This is a genomic window from Flagellimonas halotolerans (genome assembly GCF_035818535.1).
Lineage (GTDB): Bacteria > Bacteroidota > Bacteroidia > Flavobacteriales > Flavobacteriaceae > Flagellimonas > Flagellimonas halotolerans.
Genome location: NZ_JAYKYV010000025.1, coordinates 1 through 16,338, shown reverse-complemented (window position 1 = coordinate 16,338; position 16,338 = coordinate 1). Strand labels below are relative to the sequence as shown.

Below are 16,338 nucleotides of genomic sequence, written 5' to 3'. Positions count from 1 at the left end.
CCCCCGATAGATCTTCCCCAGATCGCTCCTAAGGAAGCGATCGTAAAAGATGTCAAATTGTTCTGTTTGGGAAGAAATACTAGTGATGCGTTAACTTTTTAAAATTTTGTTCAATCCCTTTATACACGGGGAATTAAAAGCGTTCTTTGATTTTTTGATTTGATTTGGCCGATATCTTGGCGGTTTGTTAAAATGACCGTCATGAATTCTGGAAAATATGTTTTTGCCCAACTCCTTGAGTACGTAAGCAGGTACGAGTTCGATAAATGCGTAAAAAGGTACAACGGAGATTACAGGACCCGGGATTTCAACTGTTGGAACCAGTTCATCCAGTTGTTCTTCGGACAGCTGACTTCCAGGAATTCACTAAGGGATATCTCGACCTGCCTCAGGGCCCACAGGAACAAACTCTACCACCTCGGCTTTAGCGGACACGTCAACCAATCGTCGCTCTCGCGTGCCAACGAACGACGGGACTGGAGGATATTCGCGGAATTCGGACAGTACCTTGTGGACCTGGTCCGGCCAATGTATGCCGATAGCCTGGTCCCCAATGTCAAACTGGACAATGAGGTCTTTGCATTGGATTCCACCACGATTTCCCTTAACCTTGCGCTGTTCCGATGGGCGCCCGGGAAATATTCCAGGGGAGCCGTTAAGGTCCATGCGCTGTTGGACCTGAGGGGGAACATCCCGTCATTTATACTGGTAAGTGACGGAAAGTACCACGATAGCAACGTTCTCGACCTAATTAATGCCCGTACCCGGTGCGGTCTATCTCATGGACAGGGCCTACGTCGACTTCGAGGCGCTTTACCGAATGGATACGGCCGGGGCCTTTTTCGTCTCAAGGGCGAAGTCCAACATGGACTACAGCGTTGTGGAACAGAACTTCAACATAGATCCGGCGTCAGGACTGAGAACGGACAGGACCGTGACCCTTAACGGGCATAGGTCGAAAAAACTCTACCCAGGGCCCCTTAGGCTCGTTGAATACCATGACCGGGAAGGCGATGTCGATCTCATTTTCCTGACCAACAACATGGAAGTGTCCGCTCTCGAGGTCGCCAAACTGTACCGCAACAGATGGCAGATAGAGACCTTCTTCAAATGGATCAAGCAGAACCTGGCCATAAAGAAACTTTGGGGGCACTCTGAAAATGCCGTCAACATCCATATCTGGGTAGCGATCTGCACTTATTTGGTAGTGGCGCACGTAAAACATTCCTTGAAAAGCGAGCTATCCATTTATGAGATAATCCAAATATTAGGTATCTCCGCCATGGACAAGACTCCCCTGAAGGAGTTGCTCACAGAACCAAAATCAAATCAAAATGTCAATGAACAGATGAATTTATTTAGTGATTAAATGTTAACGCATCAGTACTAGGGAAGAAAAAGAAAAGGTGTGCTGAAAATCGGATATTCTTCGTAATTTGTGCATACTTGAAGATTAAAAAACCCCGTTTTTCGAGCTAGAGACTCATTTTCGGGGTTTTGTCATACCTAAATATACGAATTAATTATCTGATAATCAAATAATTAAACTACTTCTGAACGTGCCTAAACTAGAGCCTAATTCTTTAATTAAACAATCATTAAGTCTGCATGCCATTTGAGGATAATAAGATTTGGGTGAATAAAGAACACACGTTCTTTATTTCCTTGTTGTCAGTAATTTTGACCCGTCTCTAAGGAGTAGGAAATCAATGCTTACTGAAATAGAAAATCTCTGCTTGGGGTATTAAAGTCACCAGTCCTAGACTTGAATACTAATTGATACCAATCCGTAGCTTCAAAAATATTGCTTTGGTTCTTTACTACCCCTTCAATATATTGTTCATAGGAAGAAATTGAACCATAGGAAATCAGTTCTACCTTCTCCACTTTAATATTACCACTCTGATGGACTGATTTTACAGGATGAGAAATACTTACGGGCAATTCCGGGACAATAACCGTACTCATTTCCTGACTGCTAAATGTAATGTTCCAAACATAGGTCGGATTATCGAAATCCACGCATTCTACTCTACCAACTACATGATCGGTTCCCTGTACAGAGAGGTTGATCTGGTTATTGGAAATGGCATAGTCTAACGAAACATCCGGTATCGTGTAAGTAGCCAAGGGACTTCCTTTACGCTCAGTATAATAATTTCCAAATTGAAGGGCATGCCTATATGAATAGAATGTTGAATTCAGGAGATAATCCATAGGGGAATCCAAAATCCCTACCCGGCTCCAAACAAACATCTCGTGATACTTGTTGGACACATCATCCTCCTGTGATAGAGCCCCGGCTATACGCAAAATCGAGTTTGTGCTAGCTAATGGATTTGGCGAGTTAACCACGAGTTGCTTGCTCTCAAGGTTGTCACTACGCAAATTGGCCTTGTCCAAAACATAACCCGGAGCTGGAGGATTAGGTATTAAAACATTTTCGTAAGTGAATAGATCGAATAAATATATCTGGTCAAAAGAATCAAAATTTAGGGGATTCTCTGCAGTTGAAAAATTTAGAAAGCCTTGGGCTGTGTCAAGATAAGCTGTATAACTCGCTGGTGAATCGTCCATCGATTGAAAAAAGCTATATGAGGTACCACTTTCACCTATTAGCACATCGTTGGAAAGGAAATTGACGAAAGGCACCTGAGTGCCTGTACCAGTTCCTTCTCTTCTAACCGGTTCTGAAAAGTTAAGCACCCCTGGATTACCCCTTGTCAGATTTTGATGCGTTGTTATACTTGCCATACCGCCGTTGTCCTTCAAAAAGAAGGAAACCATAAACTCGGTGGACATGTCGAAAGATTCCGCTACACTTAATGTAATTTGACGGTCCTCTGGGTTAACTTCTTCCCAGGCAACGACCGACCCGTCCATGCGGGAAACGAATATAACCGCAGCTGTAATGTATGGGCTGATACGATTTTCGGGAATATTAACTTCAATAAGCCTGCGGTGGATGTTAGCCCCTAATGTTATAGAGGATGTATTCCCCATCCCGTCAATCGCGATGATTTCAAAAGTCCCGTCCCCAACCACAAAACCTTCGGGGTCAAATTCATAATTGATTGGTATTTCGGAATCCACAACGATAAGAGTCTCGTTATTGAACTTAATTTCCGTTGAAACCACTCCAGAATAGTCATCTGTTACTGTCGGATTCAATTGCAAAATTTCATCGATTATAACTCCATCCGTCAGGTTTTCGAATGAAACCTCCGGCCCTGAATTATCTGTTATAAAATTAACTTCGAAGGTAGCTGTATTGCCGGCAACATCATTGGCCTCTATCTTAAGTGTGTTTGGACCTTCCGGCAAAATTGAAGTATCAATGTTTGATTCATAGGGACCTTCAACTTCAATTTGTGTATGTAGTTCGCCATTAAGATAGAACATTATGGATTCCAACTCTTCATTATCCAAAACCAAAAACGAAAATGGATTCGTGCTGCCGGTCAAAACTGTATCAGAAACCAAAGAAACATCACTGATTACGGGTATTTCATTGTCCACATTGATTATCTGCTCTTTCGAAGCAATGTTACCTGCCTTATCTGTCGCAACAATTTTCAAGGTATAATTCTTATATTTTCCTGCAAGGGATTTTGATTCGTATTGTGAAACATCAATGGTAATGGAAAAAGGAGCAGATGTATCCTCACCTACTTTTTCATTGTTGAAAAAGGCTTCGATTTTACTTATGCCGTTAGCATCCTGAGCTGATATTGTAATTTCTATTTTATCACTTACTACAAAGGGAGAGCCTTCTGTAATATTGGGAAAACCTTCGAATGTAAGGTCTATGGTAGGAGGTGTACTATCATTTTCCAGTGAATCAATATCTTCGCCATTGGAGGAACAGGCAATAAATACAATAGAAATTATGAGCATCAGTGCTCTCAAATAATTAGCCATAAGCAGTAAGGTTTGGGTGTCTAGAAATTCACTTAAATTTTAGGTGTAAAATCCGACTGCCTTCCAAACACGCAAAATGAGTCAGTTTAAATGTACGAAAAATCGGATATAACTTAAACAATAATGAAGGCTTTCGGAAAGGCCACTGGTTTTCCCGATAGTTATCGGCACGTTATTCTCTAAAAAAAGAAAAGCACCTCACAAGCGGGGTGCTTTTTTATTTGGCTTAGCTGAATATCCTCCCAAACTTCTCAGGAATCTCATCTTTAATATAGATGTTTTGTTGGGTAAACGGATGCCTAAACTCCAACGAATAAGCATGTAAATACAGACCTCTGCCCTTCAAAATTAAGTCTTCTAATGTGTATTCTTTGTCTCCGAGTATAGGATGTCCCAAACCGAACAAATGCTTGCGTAATTGGTGTCTTCTGCCCGTTTTGGGATGCAATTGCACCAAATTAAGGATACCGAACCGTTCCGAGGGTACGGATTTGATTACTTTATAATCTGATTCTGACGGTTTCCCGTCTATTTCTGATGTTATGGTTCCGCTGCTTTTCATTTTACCAATGGCAACGGCATAATAGATTTTTGCAATGGTTTTTTCCTCGAACATTTTGTTCAAGGCTCGGATGCTGCCGCTCGTTTTCCCGACCAAAACAATACCCGTAGTTGCATAATCCAAACGGTGGACGGGTTGCGGTGTGGTAACATCCGATAGTGTACTGGGCTTAAGATTTTGCGGTAAGGTATTGGCTATGGTCATAAACTTATTGCCACTCACTTCAATGCCCGCAGGTTTGTGAATGACAGCTAAATAGTCATCTTCAAACAATACAGTAAGCGGAATAATGAGCTGTTTCTTTGGGTTGGTCTCTTTTGGAATGGATAAACTGATGTGCTCCCCTCCGGTAATTAAAGTAGCCGTCGTGGCAATGCTGTCATTTACGGTAATATACTTTTTCTTTATGGCTTTTTTAAGCGCTGATTTTGTAGCTACAGCCTCAAAAATACCTACGCCATATTCCTGTAACCGTTGGGGATTGATAATATTGGGGACGGTATGGGTTTGGGTGTGATTGATGTATTGTGTGGCTTTTGGTGACGGTCAAGTATAGGCACTTCACTTTCGGTTTGCCGATATTGATGTTAGCGGATCGTTTTTTATTCAGATTGTTTGATTTCTCTTTTTTGCAGGTTGAATACAGTTCCTGCCGGGTCTTGAATCCAATGCATATTTTCTGGAAGCTCTTCGAGTTCGTCACATGTTCCCACACCGTTTAATTTCAAATAGTTTGTCGCTACTTCTACATCGGGAACCGTAAGCTGTAGCCAAGTTTCTGAATGTGTGTAGTTGTCCACACAGTCCAACCATATTATATTGTTTCCGAATTTTACTTTGTGTGTTTTTGAAACGGTTGGATTATCAATGGGTATTTCTTCGACTTTCAACTTTAGAATGTCCCTGTAAAAAGTAACGCTTTTCTCATATTTACTTTTGGGAATCTTTATCGCAATATTAATTCCTGCTTCAAATTCTGCTTTCATGCTTATTTTATTTTTCGGATACTGCACTTAACTCTTTTGTTAGCTCTTCTACCTTTTCTGGTTTGCCGTGAAATTGTGCTGGTGTGTTTTGAAAAAGCTCAATTCTCCAAACGTTATTCTGCTTTATTGCTGTTATGGTTTGGATAGCATTAGCTGCTGGATTAATTTCTTCTTGTCCGGGAGGTCTCATACCAACAATGGCTCGAAGGATAGCAATTTCTGAGTTCAAAAAACGGACTTCTTTAACCTTCCAAATATAATCTGCGGTTTGATGGTGCTCAAATATTTTCTCAATTTCAGCTTTTATTTCTTTTTTACCATTGTATTGACTCCCGTCAAACCCTATAGATATTCCATTGTCAGTAAAGAATGATGCCATTTTGGTTGCATCTTGCTTATTCCAAGCGATTAGTAAATCAGCATGTAGTTTTTCTAATTCTGCTTTATCCATTTTCTTTTCATTTAAAGCTTCTTTGAATATTTATATTCCCTTTTGTCCAAGTCGTCATAGCTATTAAAGGACTAACCGTGTTAATTAAAGGTCACGGTAACTGTGCTGGATATCAGGAATCTTCTCCACTATCTGTTTGGATGCATCATAAATGTAGCATTTTTTGTAGGAAAACTACATAATTGGTCTTTTCTGGTTTCTCCCTTCAAACATTAACCATCCTTTAGGATGGATTTTTTGTATTTGGCACTTGCTTTTTTGAACTTTACTTCAAAACAAATCAACATGAAACTAGAAGGAAAAGTAGCATACATCACAGGAGGAACCAAAGGGATAGGATACGGTATTGCCGAATGCTTGTTGGAGCAGGGCATGAAGGTGGCCATTAGCGGTAGAAGCCAAAAGAGTGCCGACGCTGCCGTAAAAAGCTTGAACAATCCAGATAAAGTATTGGGTTTGGTATCCGATGTGGCCAAGTTGGATGATGAGAAAAAGGCCGTAGCGGCGATACTCGACAAATGGGGACAATTGGACGTAGTCATGGCCAATGCAGGTGTAGGGCATTTTGCCCCTATTGATGAAATGGAGGACGAAAAATGGCATCAAATGATCGATACCAACCTAAACGGGGTTTACCATACACTAAAAGCATCCGTCGAGGCCTTGAAAAAATCCGAAGGCTATTACATGACCTTGGCCAGTTTGGCGGGAACCAACTTTTTCCCCACCGCAGCGGGCTACAACGCCACAAAATTTGGAGTGGTCGGTTTTACACAGGCTGCCATGCTGGATTTGAGAAGGTACAACATTAAGGTAACCACGATTATGCCCGGTTCCGTGGCCAGCCACTTTAACGACAACGAACCATCGGAAAAAGATGCTTGGAAAATTCAGCCCGAGGACATTGGTAAATTGGTCATCGATTTGCTTACCATGCATCCACGTACCTTGCCAAGTAAAATTGAAGTACGCCCTACACGACCCGATTTAAAATAATTCAGTCGATTTTTTCCATGAGGGGAACTGTGGCATCACAAATTTCCCCAATCAATAGGTGCAGGTAATTTTCAAAGGTGGCCAGTGTATCGGCATTTATCAGGGTGTTCTTGTCCTCTGAAAACGGGAACAATCCTTGGCTCAAATTTTTAAATGAGATGATTCCCGCCTGTACGTCACCTATACCGTGTTTTTTGGAATATAGGTAGGCATAACAGAGCAATTGGAACGCCTTGCTCTTGTCATAATCGGTAATAAGGGCTTCCCAATCCGTTATTTTTACGTTTTTGGGTTCTACCCTGCCCGTTTTATAATCAATGATTCTAGTGGTTCCATCGAACTCATCCACACGGTCCAAAGTCCCTTTTAATTTGATGGGGAAGTCTAGCCCTGGAATGGTAATAAATTCTTCGTAGCGTTCTTCCAGCGCTAAAATTTTGATTTGGTGCCGTTTTACCTGCTTTAGTTCATCGTCCAAGAAATTGTGCAGGTATTTTATGATGACATTATACACCAACAGGAATTTGCCTTTGGATACATCAACGCCAGAAAGATTTTTTTCAAAATGATGCTTAACCACATCGGCAACCTGTGTTTTTAGGCCTTTTACGTTTTCTTCCGTCAACAACTCATTGACAAGGGGGGTGTAGAGTTGCTCCAAACTATCGTGAATGATGGTTCCGAAAGTGTTGGTCGCAATATTTTCTTCCACTTCTTCCAAGTCATTGATTTTTAAAATATTCCGAGTGTAAAAATCAATAGGGTTTCTAATGTAATTGGTCAAAGATGTGGGCGAAAAACCGTTTTGGGCAAAAACCTTTAAATCTTCCATAAACTGAATGCCCTTTTCAATTTGTATGGGCGGTTTCGACTCAATGGAAATTTTGGGCGAAGCAATGGTATGGGTAATGTTTGATTTTAGATTTTCGTCCGTTAACAACTGTGTTATCAATCGGCTTTTTTCCCCGCCTTCCAGCACATCGGGCTCCGTGTTGTAGGTAATGTATATGTTTTTCGCTCGTTGAATCAATCGGTAAAAATGGTACACGTAGATGGCATCCTTTTCTTTGTAGGTGGGTAGGCCATAATCCCTTTTTACATCAAAGGGAATAAATGAATTGTTCGATTTTCCTGATGGTAATATGCCCTCGTTTACCGAAGTTATGATCACTGTTTCAAAATCGAGGTTTCTGCTCTCCAACATTCCCATAATTTGAAAGCCGGTCAATGGCTGGCCTATAAAATCCAAGGTTTCCATATTGGCCAATTGTTTGAAGAGGTTTTTGATGGATTTGAGTTTGCCCATAAAATCCACTTTGTCCAAATATTGACCCAATTGATTGAATAGCGCATAGAATCGATACAGGTATTCAAGTTCCAAGGGGTTTTTCTCGTCTTGATAGATGGTTTTTAATCGCTTGATGAGAAGCAAACAGTTGTTTATCCATTCCATAGGGGAGATTTCTGCCGACGGAAATATGATGGATAATAAATCTTGTGCTTTTGGATATTTTGATAGTATCTCTGCGTTAATGTAGAGCAAGTTACCTTCTTTAATGTCTTTGGGCATTCGCTGTGCAAAATTCCCTTGATCTTCCGAAGATAGTACCAAAGCGTAGGGATTGGAGATAAATTCCAACACACGTTTAAAAAACCATCCTCGCTCGGAAACGTTGAGGTGCAACTCTAAATAATTCACAAAAAAGGAATATAACACCGTTTTGTTCAAAGGCATCCCCATGGTAATGTTCACTTCAGGGACGTTGTTGGGAATGGCATTGAGCATAGGATTGAGCAAAGTTTCGTCAGCAAGTACCAAAGCGGTTTTTGTAAGGTCAATATCTTGTTGTTGCCCCATGGACTCCAATAATTGGCCCACATATTTGGTTTGGGATATACTTTTGGGCACTCCAGTGATGGTGATATTCTTTTTTGTTAGAAAATTGTTCTGCGGCTCAATTTTATGTCCGTGTTTGTAATAGGGCCAGTTGTATTGATTGTCTCTTACAAACAATCCCGCATCGTGAATGGGGTCGTTTAGAAAGTAAGCATCAATATCCCAATATATATGCGAATTTTCTTGCTCCAAGTAATGTTGAATAATGGTGGATTCTGCTGCATTGAGTGCATTGAAACCAATAAATATGATGGGGCCGGCATCAGTTTTTCGGTGGTTACCATTTTGAATTGCTTTCACCGCTTCACGTTGGATCATTCCTTGGTAGCCTCTTTTTTGTACGAGCAAAGCAACATAAAAATCATTGTAGATGGTTTCTAGGTTCTTCCAGAGTTGCAGATAATTCTCGACCAGTTCTGATTTCTCTTTGCTCGCGGACCAATGATTGATTTCCTTGATGGCAGATAAGTAGTTCAGAATGTCTTCGGCCGGTATTAGATAACCATCAATTTCGTTGAAATCCTGTAAAAGTGTTTGTCCCCAATTAATGAAGGAGGCAAAGTCATCCGATTCGTCAATTTGCAATTTTTTGTAGACTTTAAACAGGAGGAGCAACAAATCAATGTTTGATGCTTGGTTCAAACCAGATAGGTTGCCGATGAATTCTTGAATGGACAATACTTGTGGACTGAATATGTTTTTTTTCAGCCTGTTGGAAATGTGTTTTTTTAAAAATGTACCCGATCTTTTGCTGGGAAGCACATAGGTACACTGGGTTATATCCAGTTGTTTGTTGTGGAGGTCGTCCAGCACATATTTTAGGAAATTATCATGCATTGACTAAAAATAAAAAAGGCCCCGCATTTGCGGAGCCTTTTTCAAGAAAACTTTGTTTCTTATTATTTTACCAAGTTGATTTCAACTCGTCTGTTTTGTGCTCTACCAGCTCTTGTATTGTTGGTGGCAATTGGCTTAGCTTCACCGTAACCGATAGCAGATAGTCTACTTGAATCTATTCCTTTGTCAATCAAGAAATCTCTAACAGAGTTAGCTCTTTCTTCAGAAAGTTTTTGGTTCAAGCTTTCACTACCTACACTGTCAGTATGTCCTTCAACAGTAAACTTAGCGTTAGGATACTCGTTCAAGATTTGGATGATGTCAACCATTACAGAAGTAGATTCTGCTTTGATGGAAGATTTACCAGTATCGAACAAGATAGTTCTAGCGTAATCGTTCAATTGCTTCTGAACTTCTTCAGTTACTTCTGGGCAACCGTTGTTAGCAACAGTACCGGCAATTTCTGGACATTGATCGTCTTTGTCAAGAACACCATCACCGTCAGAATCTGGCCAAGGGCATCCGTCGTTTTCAGCAGGGCCTGCTTCGTTAGGACACTCGTCGTCTTTGTCGGCAACACCGTCACCGTCAGCATCAGGACAACCAGCCAGTGCAGGAAGACCAGGAGTGCTAGGACAAGCGTCGTCTTTATCGGCAACACCATCACCATCACTATCAGGGCATCCGTTCATTTCTTTTGAACCTGCTTCGTTAGGACAAGCATCTTTAGCATCTTCGATACCATCGCCGTCAGCATCAGGACATCCGTTGAATGCTTCTAAACCAGCAACTTCTGGACAAGCATCGTCTTTGTCGTAGATGCCATCACCGTCAGTGTCTGTACCACCAAACTTGATGCTGATACCTGCCATGTGCTGGAAATGCTTAACCAAGTAATCTTCAAAAGCATGCTTGTACTGAGTTTGAAGTGTAAAACCTAGGTTGTCTGAAAACCAAAAGTTAACACCTACACCACCATTAACGGTTCCAGCTCCGATTTCATCAACCCAAGTGTAACCACCTCCTATTTCTACGAAAGGATCAATAGTAGTGTTTTTAAGAATGTTGTATTTAATCGTACCATCTATAGCATAGTGAGACAAATCGTCAACTTCGAAGTCTCCTAATTTTTCGATTCTATTCAAAGAACCTCTTGCTCCTACAGAGAAACCATCTCCAATATACTTGGAAACAGAAACATAAGAAACAGATGGTAAAATGTTCCAATGATCGGAAACATTAAAGTACTCATCAAATAAAGTAGTACTGGAAAAAGGATTGTCACTATCGTTAGTAGGATAAGCGTCTATTGCATTTACCCCTATGCTAACTTGCCAGGGATTATTTTCGTCTTGCGCTTGTATGCTGTTGATCCCTACAAATACAAGAGCAACAACCAATAATTTGCTAAGATGTTTCATGCTCAAAATTTTAAGTTTAAGTGTTTATCAGCAGCAAATGTAAGTTGTTAAGACTTATTAACAAAATCTAAATTTCTTTTTTTTTGACTCATTTGCCAGAAGATTTGTTGCATTTCGACGAATTTAGATGACATTTAACGATTTTCCTACCTTTATAAATGCATTAATCGCATGGTCCAAGTGCTCTTTTTCGTGGGCTGCTGAGAGCTGTACACGAATTCTCGCTTTGTCTTTAGGAACTACGGGATAAAAGAAACCAATCACGTAAATTCCTTCTTCCAAGAGCATATCGGCCATATTTTGTGATAATTTGGCATCGTACAACATTACCGGTACTATGGCAGAATCACCGTCAATAATATCAAAGCCTGCATCTTTTATTCCTTTTTTAAAGTATTCTGTATTGCTTTGTAGCTTATCCCGCAAAGAAGTATCCTTGTCCAACATCTCAAATACCTTAATGGATGCTCCAACAATAGCGGGTGCCAAGGAATTGGAGAACAAATAAGGTCTGGAACGCTGACGGAGCATTTCAATAATTTCCTTTTTTCCGGTGGTATAACCGCCCATGGCCCCGCCCAAAGCTTTACCGAGTGTACCTGTAATAATGTCGATTCGGTCCATGACGCCTTTTTCTTCCAGGGTACCGCGGCCTGTTTCCCCAATAAAGCCCGTAGCGTGACATTCATCTATCATGACCATGGCATCATATTTATCTGCCAAATCACATATTTTGTCCAGAGGGGCGAGCAGTCCGTCCATGGAAAACACTCCGTCGGTTACTATAATTTTAAAGCGTGCTCCATCGGCAATGCTTTGTTTGAGTTTTTCCTCAAGGTCGGCCATGTCGTTGTTCGTGTAGCGATATCGCTTTGCTTTGCACAAACGAACACCGTCAATAATGGATGCGTGGTTCAATGAATCTGAGATAATGGCATCCTCTGCTGTGAGCAAGGGTTCAAATACGCCACCGTTGGCATCAAAAGCGGCTGCATATAATATGGTATCCTCGGTACCGTAGAAATTGGCGATTTTCTGTTCCAATTCTTTATGGATGTCCTGCGTTCCGCAAATAAAACGTACCGAAGACATTCCAAAACCGTGGGTATCCATCGTATCCTTTGCGGCTTGGATCACACCCGGATGGGAGGAAAGTCCCAAATAGTTGTTGGCACAAAAATTAATGACTTCTTTCCCTGTGGAGATTTTTATGACCGCTCCTTGTGACGAGGTAATAATTCGTTCTTTTTTAAATAGGCCAGCTTCTTCAATCTCCTTCAATTCCTTGGCCAAATGTTCTTTTATTTTTCCGTACATATCTTTGATTTAACTTTTTACAAAAATAGGGTCTATTTCTTGGTCAATATAAACAATGATGGATTGTTTGATTTCAAAATCCATTGCTTTTAAAATATCGGCATAATTTGCGATTTGCTCCTTGTGCTTTTGTGATGGTTTACCTGTCTTATAATCTATGATGGTCGCTTGGTTCCCATCAATTGTAATTCTGTCGGGCCGAAGGGAATGTCCATCAGTGGTCAAGATTTCCTGCTCGTTCAATATGTGAAGGTTGTCCAAGAACAAGTCTTTCAACTTCGGATGATTTACAACAGCCATAATTTTTTGTTTGATGTCGCTCGTGGCCTCTTTGGGAAAATGCCCCTCAATTTCCAATCGTTCCAAAACCGAATCAACATCGTTTACAGTTTCAATCTGGCTCAACGCAAAGTGGATTACATTCCCCATTTCAATGGCTTCCATGCGTTCATCGTCCCACAAACGGCCCGATTTGGTGGAAATCGTAAACCCCGCATCTTCTTTGGGGCGGGTAACGTAGGAGATATATTTTTCGTTGGATTCCAAAGGTGAACTTGCTATTTCTTTTGATGGAAAAGTTCCAATGGTATAAACCCCGTTCTGGTTTTCAGGTATGTTCTTTTGTTGAACAAATAACTGAAAAAGGTCGGCGTAGGAAGAAGTAGACTCAACAGAAGCAACTTCTTTACCTGCTTCTGTAATCACAAACAACCCTTTAACAGGTCGGGTAAGTGCCACGTAGAGTACGTTCATGGAATCCAACAAGGTTTTTTGCTCTTCGTCCAGGTATTTTTGCTGGGCCACCTCATTGTACTCCAACATATCTTTATTGTTGTTTATGAGGAATTCATCCAACCCTAAAGTTTTATCAGCACTAGTGGCTGGCACCCAAGCTTTCTTTTTCTTACGTTTATCGTCCAGAATTGCATTGGCAAACGGAAAAATCACAAATGGGAATTCAAGACCTTTGGCCTTGTGGATGGTCATAATTTTTACGGCATCCACACCATCGGGAGCCGCAATGGAGAGGGATTCTTTTTTTACTTCCCAATAATTAAGGAAAGCATATACGCTGGGCCCCTCCCTTTTTTCTAAATCGAGCACTTCGTCCATTAAAAAGGAAATATGCGCAACGGAACCTTTATAAAGCTCAAACTGTACAATGGCGGTTTCCAAAATGGTGAGCACAGGTTCTCCCCTTAATTCATTTATATTGAAACTGTATGCACTGGTCAAGAAGGTTTCAATATTTTCCAAATGTTTGGAAATGAAGTCGTGCTTGCCGTTTTCATTGGGTGACAGATACATTAATATAAGGTAGGCCGCTTCTCGGTCTTTTACATTTTCAAAAATCCTAAGGATGGAAATTAAAAAAGTGACCTTTTCGTTTTTGCTCAACAGTAACGCATCCGAAGAAATAATGGGAATGTTGTGCTGCGCCAAGAAATCTGCCAGCAACATTCCTTTTTTATTATCCCGAACCAAAACGCAGATATCGGCATAGGCATGGTTTTCCGAAATGATGTGCTGGATGTGCTTAAGCGTTTCCGAGCAATACACCTCGTTCTTATCCTCCACATCTTTATCCAAAAAGGACATTTGGATGTAGCCTCCTGGCTTGTCGTTCGTTTTTTGATGGGAGTCGTTTAAGAATAGGTTCCGATAATCTTCATTGTTGAGCACAGGCGCCACTTCGGTAAAAAAACTATTGTTGAAGCTCACGATTTCGTCATAACTCCTCCAATTGGTGTCCAACGAATGAATACTGTGTTCCACTACAAATGGGTGCGATTTTCCATTGATCAGATCGAGGAACTGCTCCGCCCTGCCGCCACGCCAGCGGTAAATGGCCTGTTTTACATCGCCTACCAAAAAAAGGGAACCACGTTCATGCTTTTCGTCCTCGCTTTCCAAGGCGTTGCCAATGAGGGGCACCAAGTTTTCCCATTGCATTTTGGAGGTGTCCTGAAACTCATCTATAAAATAATGACGGTATTTTTCGCCCATCCGTTCATATATAAAAGGTACAGGCTGATTCTTGATTTCTTTGGAGAGGATGGCATTCAGGGAAGAAATAGGAACAATATCCCTGTCCAACTCAATATTCTTGATTTCCTTGGCGATTTCGTTCAATACCGTCATTGGCACAATGTTGCCATAAATGTTTTGCAGATAACGATGCCGATAAATGAGTTGTTTTATTGCGAGATAGTGTTCCAAAATGGTTGCGGCCAAATGGGTAACGTCCCTTTTGTCGCTGGATTTGAGCAATTTGCCTTCCACTAGATTGGGTTCCAAGGTTTTGGCAGCATATAGTTTCTTGGGGTGGAGTTCTCCGTCAACCATTTTTTTAAAATGATTGGGCAAGGTTTTATATGGAAAATCCGCAAAATCAAACCCTTGATTTTCCATTTCTTGAAGTACGGTTTGAGCCAGGTGCTTTACCTTTTCTTGAATGGTTTTGCTCTCGGAAGCGATTCGTTTTTGAATGTCCTGAAAATCCCCAATTGATTTTTCACGTAACGGCTCCACATGTTCCGCATGGTTTTCCTGAAAAAGGAGTTTCCCGATTTCCACCAAATCGTAGGCGATGTTCCAACTTTTGTCATCATCAATTTTTTCGAGTGAAAAGGCAATCAAGACTTCGGTAAGTTTTTCATCGTTTCCGGCTCGTTCCAACAATCTTCCCACGGCTTCTTCCAATAGTAAATCGGTATTGAGCTCTACCTCAAAATTTTGGGACAGGTGCAGATCGCGGGCAAATGTTTTTATAATCTTATGGTTGAATTTGTCTATGGTAGAAATCTCAAAAAAGGAATAATTGTGAAGAATCCGTTTTAGAATGAGTTGGGATCGTTGCCGCAATTGTTCCTCAGATAGATTAAGTTCATCACAAAGTGATCGGAAAAGATCCTTTTGCTTTTCGGGCACCGAAACCTGACCAAAGGCGTAAAGATTGTCCAAGATTCTGGTTTTCATCTCGTCCACCGCTTTGTTGGTAAAGGTAATGGCCAAAATCTGGCGAAATTTTACGGCAGCATCGTTGGACAGCAATAATGTAAGGTATGTTTTTGCCAGGGCATAGGTCTTGCCCGAACCTGCAGATGCGCTATATATTTTAAAATTAGACCCCTCCAAGGATGTTTTTCCTGCAAAATAAGGATTCCTTACCTGATGTTAACATGCTTTTAGCGGAATATAAATGTTAAAACTTGTATTTTTACGTGAATAAAGTAATAACCTAAAAAAAATAATTATGGCTTTTGAATTACCTAAATTACCGTATGCATACGATGCATTGGAACCTCATATAGATGCTAGGACCATGGAAATCCACCATACCAAACACCACAATGGCTACACCACTAAATTGAATGGAGCCATCGAAGGAACAGATTTGGCGGGAAAGGGAATCGTGGATATCCTTTCTGGTTTGGACATGTCCAATGCCGCTGTTAGAAACAACGGAGGCGGATTTTTTAACCACAGCCTTTTTTGGGAAGTAATGTCGCCAAACGGAGGCGGAAAACCTTCAGGGGAATTGGCTTCTGCAATTGACGAGGCTTTTGGTTCTTTTGATGCTTTCAAAGAAAAATTTTCCACTGCCGCCGCTACCCAATTTGGATCAGGTTGGGCATGGTTGTGCGTACACAAAGGAGGAAAAGTGGAAGTTTGTTCCACTCCTAACCAAGATAACCCGATTATGCCCGGTGTAGGTTGTGGTGGTTACCCGATTTTGGGATTGGATGTATGGGAACATGCATATTATTTGCATTATCAAAACTTGAGACCAGATTATATTTCAGCATTTTTTAATGTAATCAATTGGGAAAAAGTTTCTGAGAATTACGCGGCTAGCAAATAAGAATTAGCTCTGAGTCGTCCTAAAATAGGTTGACAGTTTTTAATAATTAAATCAATCCAGCGAAGCTAGCTTCGCTGGATTTTTT

Annotated in this window: 11 protein-coding genes and 1 pseudogene; 4 read left to right on the top strand and 8 right to left on the bottom strand. The window is 40.9% G+C overall.

The window, feature by feature from the left end; translation table 11 throughout:
* Nucleotides 1-192 precede the first annotated feature (192 nt).
* Nucleotides 193-366, top strand: a pseudogene (locus VM932_RS16435) (DUF4372 domain-containing protein); the annotation flags it as partial.
* 388 nt (nt 367-754) lie between these two features.
* Nucleotides 755-1,369: an IS4 family transposase gene (locus tag VM932_RS16430; RefSeq protein WP_326280345.1), complete on the top strand. Its 615-nt coding sequence runs from the start codon at nt 755-757 to the stop codon at nt 1,367-1,369.
* Nucleotides 1,370-1,713: 344 nt separating this feature from the next.
* Here the strand turns inward: VM932_RS16430 and VM932_RS16425 are convergent, their stop codons facing one another.
* The 4 genes from VM932_RS16425 to VM932_RS16410 form a co-directional block, all read right to left on the bottom strand.
* Nucleotides 1,714-3,921 (bottom strand): Ig-like domain-containing protein, encoded by a 2,208-nt coding sequence (locus VM932_RS16425; protein ID WP_326280343.1) that lies wholly within the window; start codon nt 3,919-3,921, stop codon nt 1,714-1,716.
* A gap of 226 nt (nt 3,922-4,147) precedes the next feature.
* Nucleotides 4,148-4,756: an RluA family pseudouridine synthase gene (locus VM932_RS16420; protein WP_326280341.1), complete on the bottom strand. Its 609-nt coding sequence runs from the start codon at nt 4,754-4,756 to the stop codon at nt 4,148-4,150.
* A gap of 329 nt (nt 4,757-5,085) precedes the next feature.
* On the bottom strand, nt 5,086-5,469 hold the full coding sequence (locus tag VM932_RS16415; protein ID WP_326280339.1) for a VOC family protein: 384 nt from the start codon (nt 5,467-5,469) through the stop codon (nt 5,086-5,088).
* A gap of 7 nt (nt 5,470-5,476) precedes the next feature.
* Nucleotides 5,477-5,920, bottom strand: coding sequence for an SgcJ/EcaC family oxidoreductase (locus VM932_RS16410; protein ID WP_326280337.1), 444 nt, complete (start codon nt 5,918-5,920; stop codon nt 5,477-5,479).
* A gap of 285 nt (nt 5,921-6,205) precedes the next feature.
* Here VM932_RS16410 and VM932_RS16405 point away from each other — a divergent pair, with 285 nt between their 5' ends.
* The gene (locus VM932_RS16405; protein ID WP_326280335.1) at nt 6,206-6,916 is read left to right on the top strand and encodes an SDR family oxidoreductase; all 711 of its coding nucleotides are present in this window, start codon (nt 6,206-6,208) and stop codon (nt 6,914-6,916) included.
* Nucleotide 6,917: 1 nt separating this feature from the next.
* Here the strand turns inward: VM932_RS16405 and VM932_RS16400 are convergent, their stop codons facing one another.
* From VM932_RS16400 to VM932_RS16385, 4 genes are all read right to left on the bottom strand, one after another.
* Nucleotides 6,918-9,650, bottom strand: coding sequence for a PD-(D/E)XK nuclease family protein (locus VM932_RS16400; RefSeq protein WP_326280333.1), 2,733 nt, complete (start codon nt 9,648-9,650; stop codon nt 6,918-6,920).
* A gap of 62 nt (nt 9,651-9,712) precedes the next feature.
* Nucleotides 9,713-11,071 (bottom strand): OmpA family protein, encoded by a 1,359-nt coding sequence (locus tag VM932_RS16395; RefSeq protein ID WP_326280330.1) that lies wholly within the window; start codon nt 11,069-11,071, stop codon nt 9,713-9,715.
* Between the two features lie 123 nt (nt 11,072-11,194).
* Complete coding sequence (kbl, locus tag VM932_RS16390) at nt 11,195-12,388, bottom strand: glycine C-acetyltransferase (protein WP_326280328.1); 1,194 nt, start codon at nt 12,386-12,388, stop codon at nt 11,195-11,197.
* Nucleotides 12,389-12,397: 9 nt separating this feature from the next.
* Complete coding sequence (locus tag VM932_RS16385) at nt 12,398-15,526, bottom strand: UvrD-helicase domain-containing protein (RefSeq protein ID WP_326280326.1); 3,129 nt, start codon at nt 15,524-15,526, stop codon at nt 12,398-12,400.
* A 118-nt stretch (nt 15,527-15,644) separates the two neighbouring features.
* Here VM932_RS16385 and VM932_RS16380 point away from each other — a divergent pair, with 118 nt between their 5' ends.
* Nucleotides 15,645-16,253: a superoxide dismutase gene (locus VM932_RS16380; protein ID WP_326280324.1), complete on the top strand. Its 609-nt coding sequence runs from the start codon at nt 15,645-15,647 to the stop codon at nt 16,251-16,253.
* The last annotated feature ends 85 nt before the right edge of the window (nt 16,254-16,338 follow it).